Source organism: Mesorhizobium sp. M7A.F.Ca.ET.027.02.1.1 (assembly GCF_004022985.1).
In the GTDB taxonomy this organism is placed as follows: domain Bacteria; phylum Pseudomonadota; class Alphaproteobacteria; order Rhizobiales; family Rhizobiaceae; genus Mesorhizobium.
The window spans coordinates 1-15209 of sequence record NZ_RZOL01000125.1 but is presented as its reverse complement, the minus strand read 5'-3'; the positions used below and the strand labels follow the sequence as shown (position 1 = coordinate 15209).

Here is a 15209-nt window from a genome sequence, read left to right as displayed (position 1 = left end):
CGGTTGATCCAGGCGGCAGGAGCCTCGCCCACGACAACGATGCGACCCTGGATGATCGAAAGTCGGACCGATTTCGGCGGCGTCAGCGACGCCGTCAGCCGCTTCACCACAAACTTCGGATCAAGGCTCTGGTAGAATTGCCACTGTGAATGAACGCGGGCAGGATCGACCTCCGTTCCGGACAGCAGAGCTTGCGGGTCGGCGGCAAGCGGGTCTCGCAGGCCGGAAATATAGAAATGTCCACCCCTGGTCGATTGTTGGGCGACGACAATTCCCGGTTGGGCCTCAAGTCGCGACACATAATACTGCCAGTGCTCCGCCGCGCGTGCTTCGGGACTGACATCACGAACCTTGGAAATGTCGAATTCCGGTCCGCCTGCCGAAAGCTGCCGAGCCGCTGCGCGCGCCCGATCTATCCAGGTGTCGGGAGCCTCGCCCTCGGCAACAATGCGATTATTGACGATCGAAAGTCGTACTGTATCTGGCAGATACAGCGACGCCGTCAGCCGTTTCAACACGAACTCCGGCTCAAGGCTCTGATAGAATTGCCATTGTGAATGAACCCGGGCGGGATCGACCTGCGTTCCAGACAACAGCGACTGAGGGTCGTCGGCAAGCGGGTCTCTCAGGCCGGCAATATAGAATTGGCCGTCGCGTATTTTTTGTTGTGCAACGATGATGCCCGGCTGGGCCTCCAGTCGCGACACGTAGGCCTGCCAGCGCTTCGCCTCGAGTACTTCGGGGCTTACGTCACGAACCTTTGAGATGTCGAATTCCGGTCCGCCTGCCGAAAGCTGTCGGGCCGCTGCACGCGCCCGATCTATCCAGGTGTCGGGGGCCTCACCCTCGGCAACGATGCGCTCATTGTCGATCGATAGTCGTACTGAATCCGGCGGAGCCAGCGACGCCTTCAGCCGCTTCAGCACGAACTCCGGTTCAAGGCTCTGATAGAATTGCCACTGCGAATGAACCTGGGCGGGATCGACCTCAGTTCCAGACAACAGGGTCTGCGGGTCGGCGGCAAGCGGGTCTCTCAGGCCGGCAATATAGAATTGGCCGTCGCGCGCCTGTTGTTCGGCAACGATGATGCCCGGCTGGGCCTCCAGTCGCGACACGTAAGCCTGCCAGCGCGATACATAAGCTTGCCAGCGCTGCGCTGATTGCCAGGAAAGAAAGTACCAACCGCCTGCCAGACTCAAAAGCAGCAGGGCAACGGCCGCCACCAGCCACGGAAATCCCTCGTTTGATTCCTCCTGCTTGAGCTCGACGCAGGTCTGCAACTGCGCCTCTACGCTGGCCAACTGCGAACCGTCGCCGTCAAACTGCTCTAAAGCCTGTGAGGATTCCTCATGGATGCGAAGCAATACATCGCGAAGTATTTCATGCAATCCCTCTGGCGGATTTCCCCGGATCACCGAAACCAGGGTCGCAAACGGTCCAACTTCTGACCAGAGACGAAGGTCGCCAAAACGAATTGTGTCCAGGCCGCTCTGCTCTTTCTCGTTAAATGAGTCCTTCACAAAATCCTGAATTGCACTAAGCATCGAAGAGATGAGTTGAGGATCTTCGCTCGTTGCATTATCGGCGGTTACATGCGTTATCAAAAGACCGGAATTGCGGTGAATGAGAAAGGCATGCTCTATACGATAAACAAGAGAGTGCTTAAGAACAACTTCCGAAAAGCTTGCTCCTGTCCTCCAAGATTCAAATCTCCACTTGAGCCCATGCCAGGTAAATATATGTCTTAGAGTTTCGTTCAGCGACTGAAAGGTCTGGTCGATCTTTTCCCCGATCGACTTGCGAATTGCCGGCAGAAACACCGGGTATAATATATCCGTCAGTGTGCGCGGGCTCTTCTGGATTGACCGTTGCACAGCCCTTTCGACAGCAGGCGCAAGCGCCTCGCCGAGCTGCGCATGAGGCGCTCGCGCGGCCGCACTGGGAAGAATGTCGCCCACTGCTGCCGCAAGCTGCTCGGGTTCGTCCAGCAGATGCGTAACTCGTGAAAGCTCCGAAATTTCGCGGCTGACCAGCAACTGGCGCAGCGTTTCCATGCGAGGATCGGCGGTTGGGACTCCGTCGAAACGCGCACGATAGTCCGGATCAACGTTCCGGGCAATTTCGACCAAAAGACGAGCCAGAGCCTCGCGATCAATTTCTGTATCGTTCGAGGCTGTTCTTTGTGGAAGACTGACTGGGTCGACGGTTGACGTCAAGGTCCCATCAACTCACTTTCCAGCTACGATCCGAGTTGCCCTTGCTGCCGACGGGATCCTGATTCAGACATTTCGCAACCTCTACAAACAGGCCAGCCAAAAGATTTCGGTCGGTCTTAACGTTGCTGAGATCGGCAAACATTTTCTCAATCAGCATCTGAACGCCTTCATTCTTCTGCTTGATTTCCTCACGCAGCAAATGATCGTTTCGATTTATCCGGTCCGAAACGTCCCGCTCAAGCGCGCTCAATTGATCCGACAACGCACGCACCTGCTTTTCAAGTGCCTGGTTTTGCTCGCGAAGATTCCGGTCAATCTCCTTGTCGGCATCGGCTCGTGAGTCTTTTTCGTTCCGCAATTGCGCCGCGAGCGAATCGATCTGTTTCTTTGCATTTGACTCGTACATCTCAAGATTGCGCTTGGCTTCGGATTCGACATCCTTGAAGCGTTGCAACACCCGTTCTTCAAGCTTGGAAAAACGGCGGTCATAGTCCTGCATCTGGTTGCCGAACAGCAGATCGCGTATCTTGTCGACACCTACGGCGTCGCCGGCGCCCCCGTTTTCGCGAACCTGGGCCGCCATGAAGTTCAGCCCGCTTCCGTCTGCATTACCAATCAAATTTGCGTCCGCCTTGTTTGCGGAGGAAACGGCGCTCGAAGTACTCGAAGATTCCTTGGCCATCCTTATACCCCTCTATTTGAACACCTGCCACAGTGCAGAGACCCATAAACAGATGAAGATGCCAGCAAAATCCGCGACCTGCAAGCCGGAATCTTCTTGGCGCAAGCCATTTGGTGCTTTTTTTACACCTCTTGGACTGGCAGAAAAAGCACCAGCACCGCTAGGTGTTGCTCTCGCCCTCCCTGTGATAGCAACCATAGCCATTTAACCTAATTGGTTATCGGGCGAAATCTACTATGAAGCCGAGTGATACAATGGCATTATGTATATCTATTTAGACAGATTTAAGTAACATGTTTTTATTAGAAATTGCTAAAATAGCTGTTCCAGCGGGCAGCATATTGCCTCTCGCTCCGCTATATACTGCCACCATCAGCTTCCGGCGCGAGCTCAACAGTAGAAGGAGAATCTTCTTTTCACACGAGGAATCGCCGATCGAGAATGCAGCCCGGAATCGCGGTGTTTCGGTCGATAAGAGAGAGCAATAGGCCCCAATAGCTGGCAGTCATTCAACCAAAACTTCAGTGGGCTTGCAATGTTGCGTCGTCGATTGCAAAGGACGCCAGTTTGCCATAGCCAAGTGCCAGGGACCGCAGCTTGTGGTCATGGTGCCGATTTCAGGGATCGACATGAGTATGCGGCATGCTTGGTTTTGACGTGCATCTGCGACAGCCGGCGCCCGATCTCGGCGGCACGGATGAAATGCTGCGCCAGGCTTCTAACGTCGCTAGCAGGACAGGAGCAAGCTCGCCCTGCAGCCAAATGGAGGCGCGACGGCTCGGAAGAGTTCACGGGAGACTGTTTGGACGCAGCATCCTCGATGACCGTTTCCTTTGGCGGGAAATCGCCGGCTATGTCTTGGGACTCTTGTACCTTCGAACCAGGCGTGGGTAAGACGGCATGGCGCATAATCCATTGGTTTCAATCGTGGTTCCTGCGCACAACGCAGAGGTAACGCTGGCGCGCGCACTCGATTGCCTCCTCGATCAGGAAATCGTGGATTGGGAGGCGATCATCGTCGACGACGCCTCCGCGGACCGCACCCCCGCGATCATTGCCGGTTATGTGGAGCAAGATGCCCGATTTCGGACGTTGAGTTCTTGCGCGCATGGCCCCGCCGGCGCGCGCAATAGCGGGATTTCGGCGGCGCGCGGCCACTGGCTCATGTTTCTGGATGCACACGATTGGGTAGACGCCAGCTTCCTCGCGAAAATGCTAGCCGCACTGGAGGCCGCGCCCGATTCAGTGGCCGCCTATTGCGGCTCTCAGTGCGTGACGCCCGATGGCGAACTTATTCCGTTGAGCGTCTCGTCAGAGGTTGCGGTCCAGCCCTTTGAAACATTTGCCCGCCGGTGTGCCATCGCCACTCACGCGCTGCTGGTCGACCGGGAGACAATCGTCGAGTTAGGCGGTTTCGATGTGTCGCTGCGCACATGCGAGGACTGGGATCTGTGGCAGCGCCTCGCCCGTCTCGGCAGAAATTGGGTAATGGTCGACGAGCCGCTCGCCTTTTACCGGGCTAGCTCCAACTCGCTCACCCGCAATTCATCTCAGATGCTGGCCGACGCGGAAATCGTGATCGCCCGTGGCTTCTCTGCCGACTCCAGAGTCAAACACCCGGTGACTATCCACGCCAACGGAGCGAACTCGGCGGATGGCCGCACCGCTTCCGAAGCACTCGCGTGGTTCGCATTTTGGAGCGCCGCGTCGGATTGCGGCGGCGGCTCGGGCTCGATCAACCCGCAGTCCCTGCGCGCGCTTCCGGCCGGACGCAAGTGGGCGAGTGAGATCGCCAAGGTAGCCGTCAACGGCCTTGCGGTGGGAAGCCTGTCTGTGCCGGCGCAACTGGCTGCCAGGTGGGGAAGGTTCGGCGGCGCCATCACCGAATTGATTACCGAACTCGGCAAGGTCTGGGCCAATCCCGCGGCGGCTCGCCGCATCCAGTATCAGCTTGAGCAAATGCTTCTCGACGCCGACGATCTTGGCGCGCCGCGCAGGCTGGCGCGAACACTTGGAATCCGCGTCGACGCTCGAAATCCGACCTCGACCGAACTGCCGGAAGGAATCGACCAAATCTATGCCTACCTGATGATGGATGGCCACATCGAGGCCGTCGTACAATTCGGCGTGCTCGGGACAGTGACAAGGGATCATTGGATTGAACTGATCCGGAATTTCGCACCGCAAAAAGAGGCTGGCGCCAACACTCCGAACACGCTTCCAGCCGGGGCATTGTCAGGCACAGCCGAACGCGGGCCTGATCCGGACAGCCACTTCGGCAAACTCGCGCGATTGGCTGCGCAAGCGCGGGAATTGGTCCGGTCGAGCGCCGAACCAGCGGAGCCTCCCGCGGCGCCGCGCCGCGCACGGCACAGGCACGACAAGGATCGCACGTCGTTCTGGAATGGCTATTTCGCGACCGAGGATCCCTGGAACTACGGTTCGTCCTATGAGCAGGAAAAATATGAGCGGCAGCTCGAGATTCTGCCTGCGGGTCCCATCGGACGGGCGCTTGAGCTCGCCTGCGCGGAAGGCCACTTCACGCGGCAGCTGGCGCCGCGAGTGGGCCATCTGACCGCAACCGACATCTCCGCCATAGCCGTCGGACGGGCCCGCGCGCGATGCAGCGATCAGCCGAATATTGAATTCGGCGTACTGGATTTCTCCGCCGACACGCTGCCGGGTGAGATGGATCTGATCTTCTGTTCGGAAGTGCTCTACTATCTGGATGATCTCGCCGAGTTGCGGCGCATTGCCAAAAAATTCGCAGAGGCGTTGGCGCCTGGCGGCAGTTTCATCAGCGCCCACGCATTCGTGCTGCGTGACAATGTTGAAAGGACGGGCTTCGACTGGAACACATTCGGGGCACAAGCGATCTCAGAGGCGCTTGCAGCGACCGAAGGTCTCGTCCTCGAGCAGTCGATCCAGACCGAGCTCTATCGCATAGACCGATTCCGCCGCCTGTCACCGGACGATGTGGTGACGGAACCGAGGATTGATCATGCGCCGATCCGCGCGCCTATCGGACTCGGGGTCGCCCGAAATATCGTCTGGGGCGGGGCGCGGGCCTTGCGCCGCGACGTCGCGCGCAGCGAGCGGCGGCCACGTATCCCTGTCCTCATGTACCACAGCGTCGCCGAAGAAGGTCCGGCCGCCCTCGCCCGTTTTCGGCTAACGCCCGCCGCATTCGCCAGCCAGATGGCATGGCTGCGCGCCAATGGCTTTCACGCGACCACGTCCGAGCAACTGGAACGGTCCATCGCCAACCGTCAGCCTTTCGCTGGCCGCCCAGTGCTCATCACCTTCGATGACGGCTTCCAGAATTTTGCCGACCATGCCTGGCCAACCTTGCGCGCGAACGACCTGACAGCGGAAGTGTTCCTGGTGACTGACCTGGTGGGTGAAAGCGCGCAGTGGGATTCCGAAAACGGTCCGCCGACGCAGCTTATGGATGCCGGGACGGTGCGGCGGCTCGCCGCCGAAGGTGCGTTCTTCGGAAGCCATCTCGCGACGCATCGCGCGATCGATGGTCTGTCGAGTTCTGACTTGGCCGCCGAACTGCTGCGCTCTCGTATGTTCATCGAACATTGGACCGGTCGGCCAACCTCGGCGTTCGCGGCACCCTTCTCTGTCACCGACCGACGGCTCGGCAGACTGGCCAAGGAGTCCGGCTATCGGATCGGCTTCGGCAGCAGACACGGGCCGGCGGACCTTAATTGCGATCCCATCGACCTCCCACGCATCGAGATTCGCGGGGATCGCTCGCTCGACGACTTTGTCGCCACCGTCGAGGCCATGCTCGATTAAACGGTGAATTTGTCACGGTCATCGGTTCCGCTCACGTGCGCAAGATCGACGAAACGCTCCGCACTCGCCAGACTGCCGCGATCGCTCGATGTCACCCCAAGATCGGAATGACCTGCCCCGGCGGCTGAGTAAACACTGCCAAAATACCCGGCGCATCAGCATATTCAAGCGTGGCATGCGTGGCACCTATCAGCCCTGCGCAGAAAGCATCTGCACCGCTACCTCTCCGAATATGGCTTCCGCCATAATTCACGCGCAGCCCCTGGCATGAACGACGATGCGTGGGCCGGTCGCAGCCTTGATGGTATCGTCGGCAAACGCTCGGGTTACTTCATACGGAAGCGACGCCGCTTAAGCCGGCCCAGTGCAGGCTAACTGTATTCGGTAGCCGCTTTTCCCGAGCAGATGGATTTCAGATTACGAGAAAATAAGTAAACGTCTCCGAAGTAGTTCGGATACATTTCAGCAAGCTTTTCTTTCTTATCCACCTCGACCAAGACAGCCTTCACCTCACTGCCCCTTAGCTCGATTTTTTGCTCGATCTCTTTCAATTTCCGTGCGCCTGATATAATTGACTCGAAATTATCGATAGTCAGTTTATGATCTTTCCCATATTGAAGCAAAAAGTATCTAGTTTCTTCCGCTTTCTGTATAAAATTCTCTTGGCAGCGGGTAGTATTATTGATTTTTTCTAGTATGCCGATCGCATCTATACGCTTGTTGAGATCCCGCAATTCTCGAACCCGGTCATTGTGATCCGGAATACTTACATGAACGGGGCACTGCTCAACGTGCGCGAATTCCGCCGACATAAGCTGGAAAAGGCGAAGCCAATCTTGGTCGCCCTCTCCGTGCTTCAAATCCTGGCCCCGGAATAGCCCGACAGCCTCAACCGCAGTTGCCCATGAGTGCTGAAGCTTGGTACGAACTTGCAACTCGATGCGTCGTCCATCGAAAGCCTCGGTGTCGGCATCTCGGGATCGGTATTTGAAAACAATATGGTGACTTCGATACCCGTCCGGCTTCGGCTCATCGATATAGTTAAACTCCCTAGAGTGGATCTCATGGGGGAACTTGTCTCGCATCGATGCGAGAAGCGAGCGAACACCTTTGATATCGGCCATGATCGCCCGGCAACCGCAGATGTCGTTCATGGTGTCCAAATTGGTGGTGGACTCTCGAAGCTTCCGACGAATGGATGCCATGCGCTTTGGCCGGGATGCCATGTCGCCCTCCAGTCGCAGGGCTCTTATGTGATGTCGGACAGAGAACCGAACGCTGCGCATCGGCAGAAAGTGCGAGTCGCGCCAGCTATTGGCGATTGAAAAGATTTCGAGTGCGTCCACATACTGGCCGACAGTGATGTCTCGTCCGAACTGAATAGGTTTTGCCAGCCGGTCGCCTGCCTTGCGAACGGCTTTCATGCTGTAGGCAAGGCGCGGGTACTCAGTCATTGGAGCCAAGAAGTCATGGTGGCCCGCCTCATTCTGGACTGGCGGGACTATCGCAGGGGAATCAGATCCCAAGAGTCATATCCGTTTGGGTAAGCGAAGTACCATAGCGCGCGACATCGTATCTCCGCGAGCGAGATACCGTCTCGGCCGTATCTGCCTAGATCGCGCCCCTGGACATGACGCGGACTTACATGCCGCCACGCTCAGGCGGCTTTCCACTACAGCCATCGCCGCCGCCGACACCGAACCATCGCCACCGCACACGACCACAAGGTCGGCCATTTGGCGCAGGCGAACTATGTCACTGGCAATCTCCGGCAAGACCTCGAACGGGGCGGATTTCAGATCGTCCTTCGGCGCGCCGCTTTGATGCTCCGGAACGTCGCCGACGTCCCGCTGGAGCCTGCGACAGAAGATGCGCTCAAGCCCATTGCCGGAGAGATTTAAATCGGCAGGGCCAGATCGGCCTGGCTCCTGTAAAATCTGGAGCCGAGTCGCGATTGGCCGGAACCAAACAGAACAGCCGTAATTATCAGCCGAGGGACCGCAACCGCATAGGAAGCGGAACGATGGCTGAAATTCTTGATTTCGAACTTGGCAGTTCAAGGTTGCGCGTCAAACGCGCCGAGAAATCGTTGAAGCGCGCAGAGGAAGGAACGGACAGGAAAAATGGCGTGGTGAATATCGCCCTGTGCTGCAGGATCCGGGCAGCTCAACAGCGCGTGACGGAGGCCCCGGGAGCGCCAGACCAATATCTATACGTGGGCGGCCTCCAAATCACCCCGAATGGACATGAAATGGCGAGGAGTTGCCGTCATGACAATACTGTTTGAGCCGCTGGACTCGGATTACCACAAGCGCAGCGTGCTTTATCACGCCACGCGGTTGTCGATGCTCCACGATCGAATGCTGATGCGTTTCAACAAGGTTGACGAAGCGGCCGACAAGGTTGAAGCCGCAGCGGCCGTGCTGGTCGATGTCACCCACGGCTCTGCCGTCGACGCGTTCCAAGACGCGGTGTTCCGGAATTCGTCGGCAGATTTCCTTCAGATGGAAACAGGCCAGACCCTTGGGCTCTAAACTGCGAGGGATGACGCCAGTGTTTCGGCAGCTAGGGCCGCCTGCGCCCTGCGAGACGGTGTGCAACCGTCAACCCGGAGCGGCCTCCATCGCCGGCGGCCCGCTAACGCCGGCGTTGCTGGCGCAAGTTCGCCGCCCCTTTCGGACGCCTTCATTGTGGTTTGAGTGCGCCGTCGAAAACAGTCTCAAGTTCCCCACTGACGGCCTGACGGACGCGCCCGGACCCTCCGCATTTACTCTTTGGTAACCCTCCCACGTTGGAAGACAAAACGTATCGGCTCCTTTTGCCCTCCATCGTGTTAGGGCTTGGAACAAACCAACGGAGCTGTGAGTAAAATGGCCACCGTAACCAACGCCAAGGGTGTTCCGCTCCCCTATAGTGGGTCCTCCGCAAAGTGGTACTCGGCAACGAATTCGGGCCCGGCCCTCTACGGCAGCATCTATAATGATTCGCTGTATGGCGACGGCAGCGTCAGCGTCACGATGTATGGCGGCAAGGGCGACGATATTTACTACCTGTACTCCGCGAAAAACAAAGCGGTGGAGCTGCCCAACGAGGGCATCGATACGATCTCGACCTGGATGAGCTACAGGCTGCCGGCGAATTTTGAGAATCTGACGGTCACGGGCGATAAACAATATGCCTTCGGAAATGCTCTGAACAATATCATCGTCGGTGGTTCCGGCCAGCAGACGCTCGACGGCTTGAAAGGCGACGATGTTCTCAAGGGTGGCTCCGGCGCTGACATTTTTGTCGTCAAACCGGGCAATGGCAGCGACCTCATTCTCGACTTCGGCGCCGACGATATTGTGCGCGTCGGAGGCTACGGCTTCACCTCCTTCGACCAGGTGCACGCCAACATGGTGCAGTCGGGATCGAACGTCCGACTCACCCTGTCGCCAACCGAGTTTCTCGTCTTCGCCAACAAGACCATCGACCAGTTCAGCGCCAACCAGTTCGATCTCGCCCTGGACAAGTCGCATCTGACGCTCACCTTCTCGGACGAGTTCAATACTTTGAACCTGCACAGCGGTTCTAGCGGGACCTGGGACACGAACTTCTGGTGGGGTGCTCCGAACGGCAGCTCGCTCACCACCAACAGCGAGCTTCAGTGGTATATCGACACCAGCTACGCCCCCACGAGTTCGGTCAACCCGTTCAGCGTCCAGGACGGTGTTCTCACCATTACGGCCGCCCGGGCTCCCGACGCGATCAAGCCCTACATAAACAACTATGATTACACGTCAGGTCTGTTGACGACCTACCATTCCTTCGCACAGACCTACGGTTATTTCGAAATTCGAGCCGACATGCCCGAAAAGCAGGGTGCATGGCCGGCCTTCTGGCTTCTTCCGGCGGATGGCTCCTGGCCGCCGGAACTGGACGCCGTGGAGATGGTCGGCCAGGATCCCAACAAGCTCACCCTGACCAGCCACTCGAATGCGACGGGGTCGCATACGAAAGTGACCTCGACCGTATATGCAGCGGATACCGAAGGGTTCCACAAATATGGGGTGCTTTGGACCCCAAGCGAGCTGGTCTGGTATTTCGACGATGTCGAAGTTGCCCGCGCACCAACGCCTGCCGACATGCACAAGCCAATGTATATGCTGGTCGACCAGGCTGTCGGCGGCATGGCGGGAGCGCCCGCCGACGGGCTTGCCACCCCTTCTGAAATGCACGTCGACTATGTCCATGCCTACGCGCTGAATGATTGGTTCATCTAGGTGCCATGCTGAAAGATGGAGTGAAACCGACACCCTTCGCCAACCGGTCTTGGACGCGTTCATTGCCGCTTGCGCCCGCGCTGGACCCGAGGTGAAGGAAGATGTCTCACATCCATCCATCTGAGCCGCCGCGAACGACGCTCACGGCGATATTCGCTTCCTTTCGCCGGGCATTCGCCGGCATCGCCTTGATGAGCGGGGTCGTCAACGTCCTGGCGCTGACCGGCTCGTTCTTCATGCTGCAGGTCTACGATCGCGTCATTCCCGGCCGCAGCGTGCCGACGTTGGTCGGCCTTTGCGTGTTTGCGGGCACGCTGTTCGTCTTTCAGGGCGTCCTCGAACTGATCCGATCGCGGCTGCTGGTGCGTATCGGCATGGCGCTCGATGCGCGGCTCAGCGGGCAGGTCTACATCGCACTGATGCGTCTGCCGTTGCGCACGAAGCTCACCGGCGATGGCTTGCAATCATTGCGGGACCTCGATCAGGTCCGGTCGTTCCTGTCGAGCGCTGGGCCGACCGCGCTGTTCGACCTGCCTTGGATGCCGCTTTACCTCGCAATCTGTTTCCTGTTCCATTTCTGGATCGGCATGACCGCGCTGCTCGGCGCCGTCATCCTGTTTGGCCTGACCTTGCTTGCGGAGGTGCGCACCAGGCAGCCCGCGAAACGTGCCAACACGCAGGCCGCTGCGCGCAACACGCTGGCGGAGGCGACGCGCCGCAATGTCGAGGTGCTTCAGGCAATGGGTTTTGGCCCACGCATCGCCGAGCGCTGGTCAGGCATCAACGCCGACTATCTCAGCACCAATGCCAAGGCGAGCGATTTGGCGGGGACGCTCGGAACGACATCGAAAGTCGTGCGCATGATGCTTCAATCCGGCATCCTGGCGATCGGCGCCTGGCTCGTCATCCATCAGGAGGCGACGGGCGGCATCATGATCGCCAGCTCGATCATGATGAGCCGAGCGCTGGCACCGATCGAACTCGCGATCGCGCATTGGAAGAGCTTCGTCAGCGCCCGACAGGCCTGGGCGCGCCTGACTCAGCTTCTGGGGCTGCTGCCCGAGGCAGCAACAAGTGTCTCGCTTCCGCCACCGTCGTTTCGCCTCTCGGTAGAGGGCATCAGTGTGGCGCCGCCGGGCGAGCGTCGCCTTGTCGTCCAGGATGCGGGCTTCGTGCTGCAGAAGGGCGCCGGCCTCGGCATCATCGGTCCGAGCGCTTCGGGAAAATCCTCGCTCGTCAGAGCGATCGCCGGTGTCTGGCTGCCAGTGCGCGGTACCGTCAGGCTCGACGGTGCGACGCTCGACCAGTGGTCGTCGGAAGAACTCGGCAAGCATGTCGGTTATCTGCCGCAGGATGTCGAGTTGTTCGATGGCACCATTGCCGAGAACATAGCTCGCTTCGAACCCCAGCCCCCCTCGGACAAGATACTGGCCGCCGCGCGCGCCGCCGGTGTTCATGATCTGGTGGTTCACCTGCCTGAAGGTTATGAAACGCGTATCGGCGAGGCCGGGTCGGCGCTTTCGGCGGGCCAGCGACAGAGGGTCGCCTTGGCGCGTGCCCTCTATGGCGATCCGTTTCTTGTCATACTCGACGAGCCGAATTCCAATCTCGATGCCGACGGCGAAGCCGCCTTGACGGCGGCGATCCAGGGCGTGCGCGACAGAGGCGGCATGGCCATCGTGGTGGCGCATCGCCCGAGTGCATTGCAAAGCCTTGACCAGATCCTTGTCATGACGAACGGCAGTATCCAGGCCTTTGGCCCGAAGAATGAGATCATGACCAAGGTGACCCGCCCCATCAGTGTTCCGTTAAAAGTTGTCTCAAGTCCTGAAGAGGCGGCGCTCTGATGGCGGAGAGGGCGACATCGGTGATCGATCGGACCATTCGACGTTATCTGCTCGGCGGCGTTGCGACCTCCATCCTTCTGGTCGGTGGAGCGGGCAGCCTTGCAGCGGTGACCGACCTCTCCGGCGCAGTCATTGCCTCGGGAAAGCTGGTTGTCGATTCCAGCGTCAAAAAGGTGCAGCATCCAACCGGCGGCGTGGTCGGCCAGATCTTCGTGCGCGAAGGCGATGCCGTGCAAGCGGGACAGGTTTTGATTCATCTCGATGAAACCGTCACCCGCGCCAATCTGGCCATTGTCACCAAGAGCGCGGATGAACTCGATGCCCGCCTGGCACGTCTCAAGGCCGAGCGCGACGGTGCGGACGCCATCGGTTTTCCGCCGTCGCTGATGTCTCGGCGGGACGATCCGGATGTCAGCGGCACAATGGCCGGAGAGCAGTCGCTCTTCGAGTTCCGCCGGCAGGCACGCGCTGGCCAGAAGGCGCAGTTGGCGGAACGTATCTCCCAGCTCGCCGAAGAAGTCTCCGGCCTGACCGAGCAAAAGGACGCCAAGAGCCAGGAAATCAAGCTGATCGGAACCGAGCTCGCGGGCATGCGCACACTATGGCAGCGCAAGCTGGTCTCGATCGATCGCATCACCGCTCTCGAGCGCGAGGCCGTGCGGCTGGAGGCTGAACATGGGCAGCTGACCGCCGCGATAGCGCAGTCGAAAGGCCACACGTCGGAAATCCGCCTGCAAATCATCCAGATCGATCAGGATCTGCGCAGCGAAGTCGCCACCGAACTGCGTGAGGTCCAGGCAAAACTCTCGGAACTCGTCGAACGCAAGGTATCGGCCGAAGACCAGCTCAAGCGCATCGACATTCGCAGCCCGCAGGCCGGCGTCGTCCTTCAGCTTGCCGTACATACGATTGGGGGTGTCATCACTGCGGGCGAACCGGTCATGCTCATCGTGCCGGTCGCGGACCAACTGACCGTCGAAGCCCGTGTCGCGCCACAGGACATCGATCAGCTGAAACAGGGGCAGGAGGCGACGCTGCGGCTTTCGGCCTTCAATCAGCGCACAACGCCTGAACTCAACGGAACCGTCAGCAAGATCTCCGCCGATCTCAGCACCGACGAGCGCACCGGCGCCGGTTATTACACCGTGCATATCGTTTTGCCGCGCACGGAACTTGCCAGACTCAAAAGACTGACCCTGGCGCCCGGCATGCCGGTCGAGGTGTTCTTCTCGACCAGCAGCCGCACGATGCTGTCCTATCTCGTCAAGCCCCTGGCCGATCAGATCCAGCGAGCATTCCGGGAGGAGTGAAACGCGCCCGGGCTGCAACGACCGGCCGCTCCCCGTCGCGAGCTCTTCATTGGGCCTGCCGCCTGCATGATGCTGCCGGCGGGCTCGGGTGTCACAACCGAAATCGATGACCACGACAATCCCTTTTCGAACCGACGTGAGGAACATGCATCCGCAAGCGAAGTTCGGAATTTGCATGGTGTGAGAACACTCCCTCCCTCAAGTCCAAGCTCTGGTGCAGGGCCCGTCGCTGTGACCTCAGCGGCGGGCCTACCTGCAAAAGCCGGCAAGCGTTAAATCTTTTCATAAGGCTGGAACCTGTTTCTGAAATCGAAGTTGGGTTTGCAGCTTGGCTTCCAACCCCGGCCAAGCCTCAAAAGCAAGGCCCGCCGCTGTAGTTGTGTCCTCAGTGGCGGGCCTATTTCGTCTGTCGCCCAATGTTATATAAGTATTTTCTAAACTAATAGAACATCCAATGAACGCAAAGGGAGTGAAATGCATGTATCAGACCATTGGATTTCAAGAATAAGACTTTGGTCTGCTAAGAAATAGCCCACCATCAAGGGGCGATAGCGGGCTTTAAAGCCGCTAAAAGCCTCGCGGAATCGGCCGCTATACTGCGATACTTTGACTGTGTCTAATAGTTCTGGATTGTGGATTGTCGGAAACGTACAATCGCCCGTTATTATCCGGCACAACTATTTTCGCGTCAAACGCTCCACGGTCTAACCGCCTTCGCCAGCGCTCGGACTAGCTTCAATGCGGCGCGTTCGCCAATTTCTTCGGTTGCCACAGGGGCATCGATTCCACGTAGCAAAAGGGAGGTCGGCACGATCAACTACCAAGCACCGGTGACGGTGAGCATGCCGACCAATCTGGGCACAAAGGTGGGCTTAATGACCAGACCTACAAGCTAATGGCAGAACGAAAGCGCAGCAATTAGTCCCGATGGCCTAGACTGCCCGTCAGGCGATTCCGCGATCACACCATAGGCATTAGAGCCGGTCATATATTAGCTTGTGCTTGCGGCGGCCCACCCCCGCCCGCCCGGCCGGCGCCTAACGTCCCAACAAACCCGCCACAGGCGCCGGCCGGGCGGGCGGGGG

The 15209-nt window shown here is 58.8% G+C and carries 9 protein-coding genes and 1 pseudogene; 7 read left to right on the top strand and 3 right to left on the bottom strand.

What is annotated here, in order from left to right; translation table 11 throughout:
* Both EN749_RS15750 and EN749_RS15745 read right to left on the bottom strand, forming a co-directional pair.
* Positions 1–2054, bottom strand: a 2054-nt coding sequence (locus tag EN749_RS15750) for an OmpA family protein (RefSeq protein WP_245491409.1), incomplete at its 3' end; no start/stop codon positions are given.
* Between the two features lie 169 nt (positions 2055–2223).
* Positions 2224–2898: a hypothetical protein gene (locus EN749_RS15745; protein WP_031212622.1), complete on the bottom strand. Its 675-nt coding sequence runs from the start codon at positions 2896–2898 to the stop codon at positions 2224–2226.
* 900 nt (positions 2899–3798) lie between these two features.
* Here EN749_RS15745 and EN749_RS15740 point away from each other — a divergent pair.
* Entirely contained in the window at positions 3799–6705 is a 2907-nt protein-coding gene (locus EN749_RS15740) for a trifunctional glycosyltransferase/class I SAM-dependent methyltransferase/polysaccharide deacetylase (RefSeq protein ID WP_128363475.1), read from the top strand.
* A gap of 157 nt (positions 6706–6862) precedes the next feature.
* A pseudogene (locus tag EN749_RS15735) lies at positions 6863–7080 on the top strand (IS1595 family transposase); the annotation flags it as partial.
* On the opposite strand, the gene EN749_RS15730 reads toward EN749_RS15735, so the two are convergent.
* A complete protein-coding gene (locus EN749_RS15730) occupies positions 7077–8159 on the bottom strand; it encodes a RelA/SpoT domain-containing protein (RefSeq protein WP_128363474.1) in 1083 nt (360 codons plus the stop codon). The pseudogene EN749_RS15735 and the gene EN749_RS15730 overlap by 4 nt on opposite strands.
* Before the next feature lie 569 nt (positions 8160–8728).
* On the opposite strand from EN749_RS15730, the gene EN749_RS15720 reads away from it, so the two are divergent.
* From EN749_RS15720 to EN749_RS15700, 5 genes are all read left to right on the top strand, one after another.
* On the top strand, positions 8729–8992 hold the full coding sequence (locus tag EN749_RS15720) for a hypothetical protein (protein ID WP_127396654.1): 264 nt from the start codon (positions 8729–8731) through the stop codon (positions 8990–8992).
* Entirely contained in the window at positions 8976–9239 is a 264-nt protein-coding gene (locus tag EN749_RS15715) for a hypothetical protein (RefSeq protein WP_127396655.1), read from the top strand. Before EN749_RS15720 ends, EN749_RS15715 begins: the two co-directional genes overlap by 17 nt.
* A 336-nt stretch (positions 9240–9575) precedes the next feature.
* Entirely contained in the window at positions 9576–10967 is a 1392-nt protein-coding gene (locus tag EN749_RS15710) for a family 16 glycosylhydrolase (RefSeq protein ID WP_128287415.1), read from the top strand.
* Positions 10968–11068: 101 nt separating this feature from the next.
* Positions 11069–12814 carry a type I secretion system permease/ATPase gene (locus EN749_RS15705; protein ID WP_128363473.1) on the top strand — a complete coding sequence of 582 codons (1746 nt, stop codon included), beginning with the start codon at positions 11069–11071 and terminating at the stop codon, positions 12812–12814.
* A complete protein-coding gene (locus EN749_RS15700; RefSeq protein ID WP_127811239.1) occupies positions 12814–14124 on the top strand; it encodes an HlyD family type I secretion periplasmic adaptor subunit in 1311 nt (436 codons plus the stop codon). Before EN749_RS15705 ends, EN749_RS15700 begins: the two co-directional genes overlap by 1 nt.
* The last annotated feature ends 1085 nt before the right edge of the window (positions 14125–15209 follow it).

What these genes read in the sequence shown, in the direction of transcription:
- EN749_RS15710 (WP_128287415.1), top strand. Translation starts at nt 9,576, where the DNA reads ATGGCCACCGTAACCAACGCCAAGGGTGTTCCGCTCCCCTATAGTGGG.
- EN749_RS15730 (WP_128363474.1), bottom strand. Translation starts at nt 8,159, where the DNA reads ATGACTGAGTACCCGCGCCTTGCCTACAGCATGAAAGCCGTTCGCAAG.
- EN749_RS15700 (WP_127811239.1), top strand. Translation starts at nt 12,814, where the DNA reads ATGGCGGAGAGGGCGACATCGGTGATCGATCGGACCATTCGACGTTAT.
- EN749_RS15720 (WP_127396654.1), top strand. Translation starts at nt 8,729, where the DNA reads ATGGCTGAAATTCTTGATTTCGAACTTGGCAGTTCAAGGTTGCGCGTC.
- EN749_RS15740 (WP_128363475.1), top strand. Translation starts at nt 3,799, where the DNA reads ATGGCGCATAATCCATTGGTTTCAATCGTGGTTCCTGCGCACAACGCA.
- EN749_RS15715 (WP_127396655.1), top strand. Translation starts at nt 8,976, where the DNA reads ATGACAATACTGTTTGAGCCGCTGGACTCGGATTACCACAAGCGCAGC.
- EN749_RS15705 (WP_128363473.1), top strand. Translation starts at nt 11,069, where the DNA reads ATGTCTCACATCCATCCATCTGAGCCGCCGCGAACGACGCTCACGGCG.
- EN749_RS15745 (WP_031212622.1), bottom strand. Translation starts at nt 2,898, where the DNA reads ATGGCCAAGGAATCTTCGAGTACTTCGAGCGCCGTTTCCTCCGCAAAC.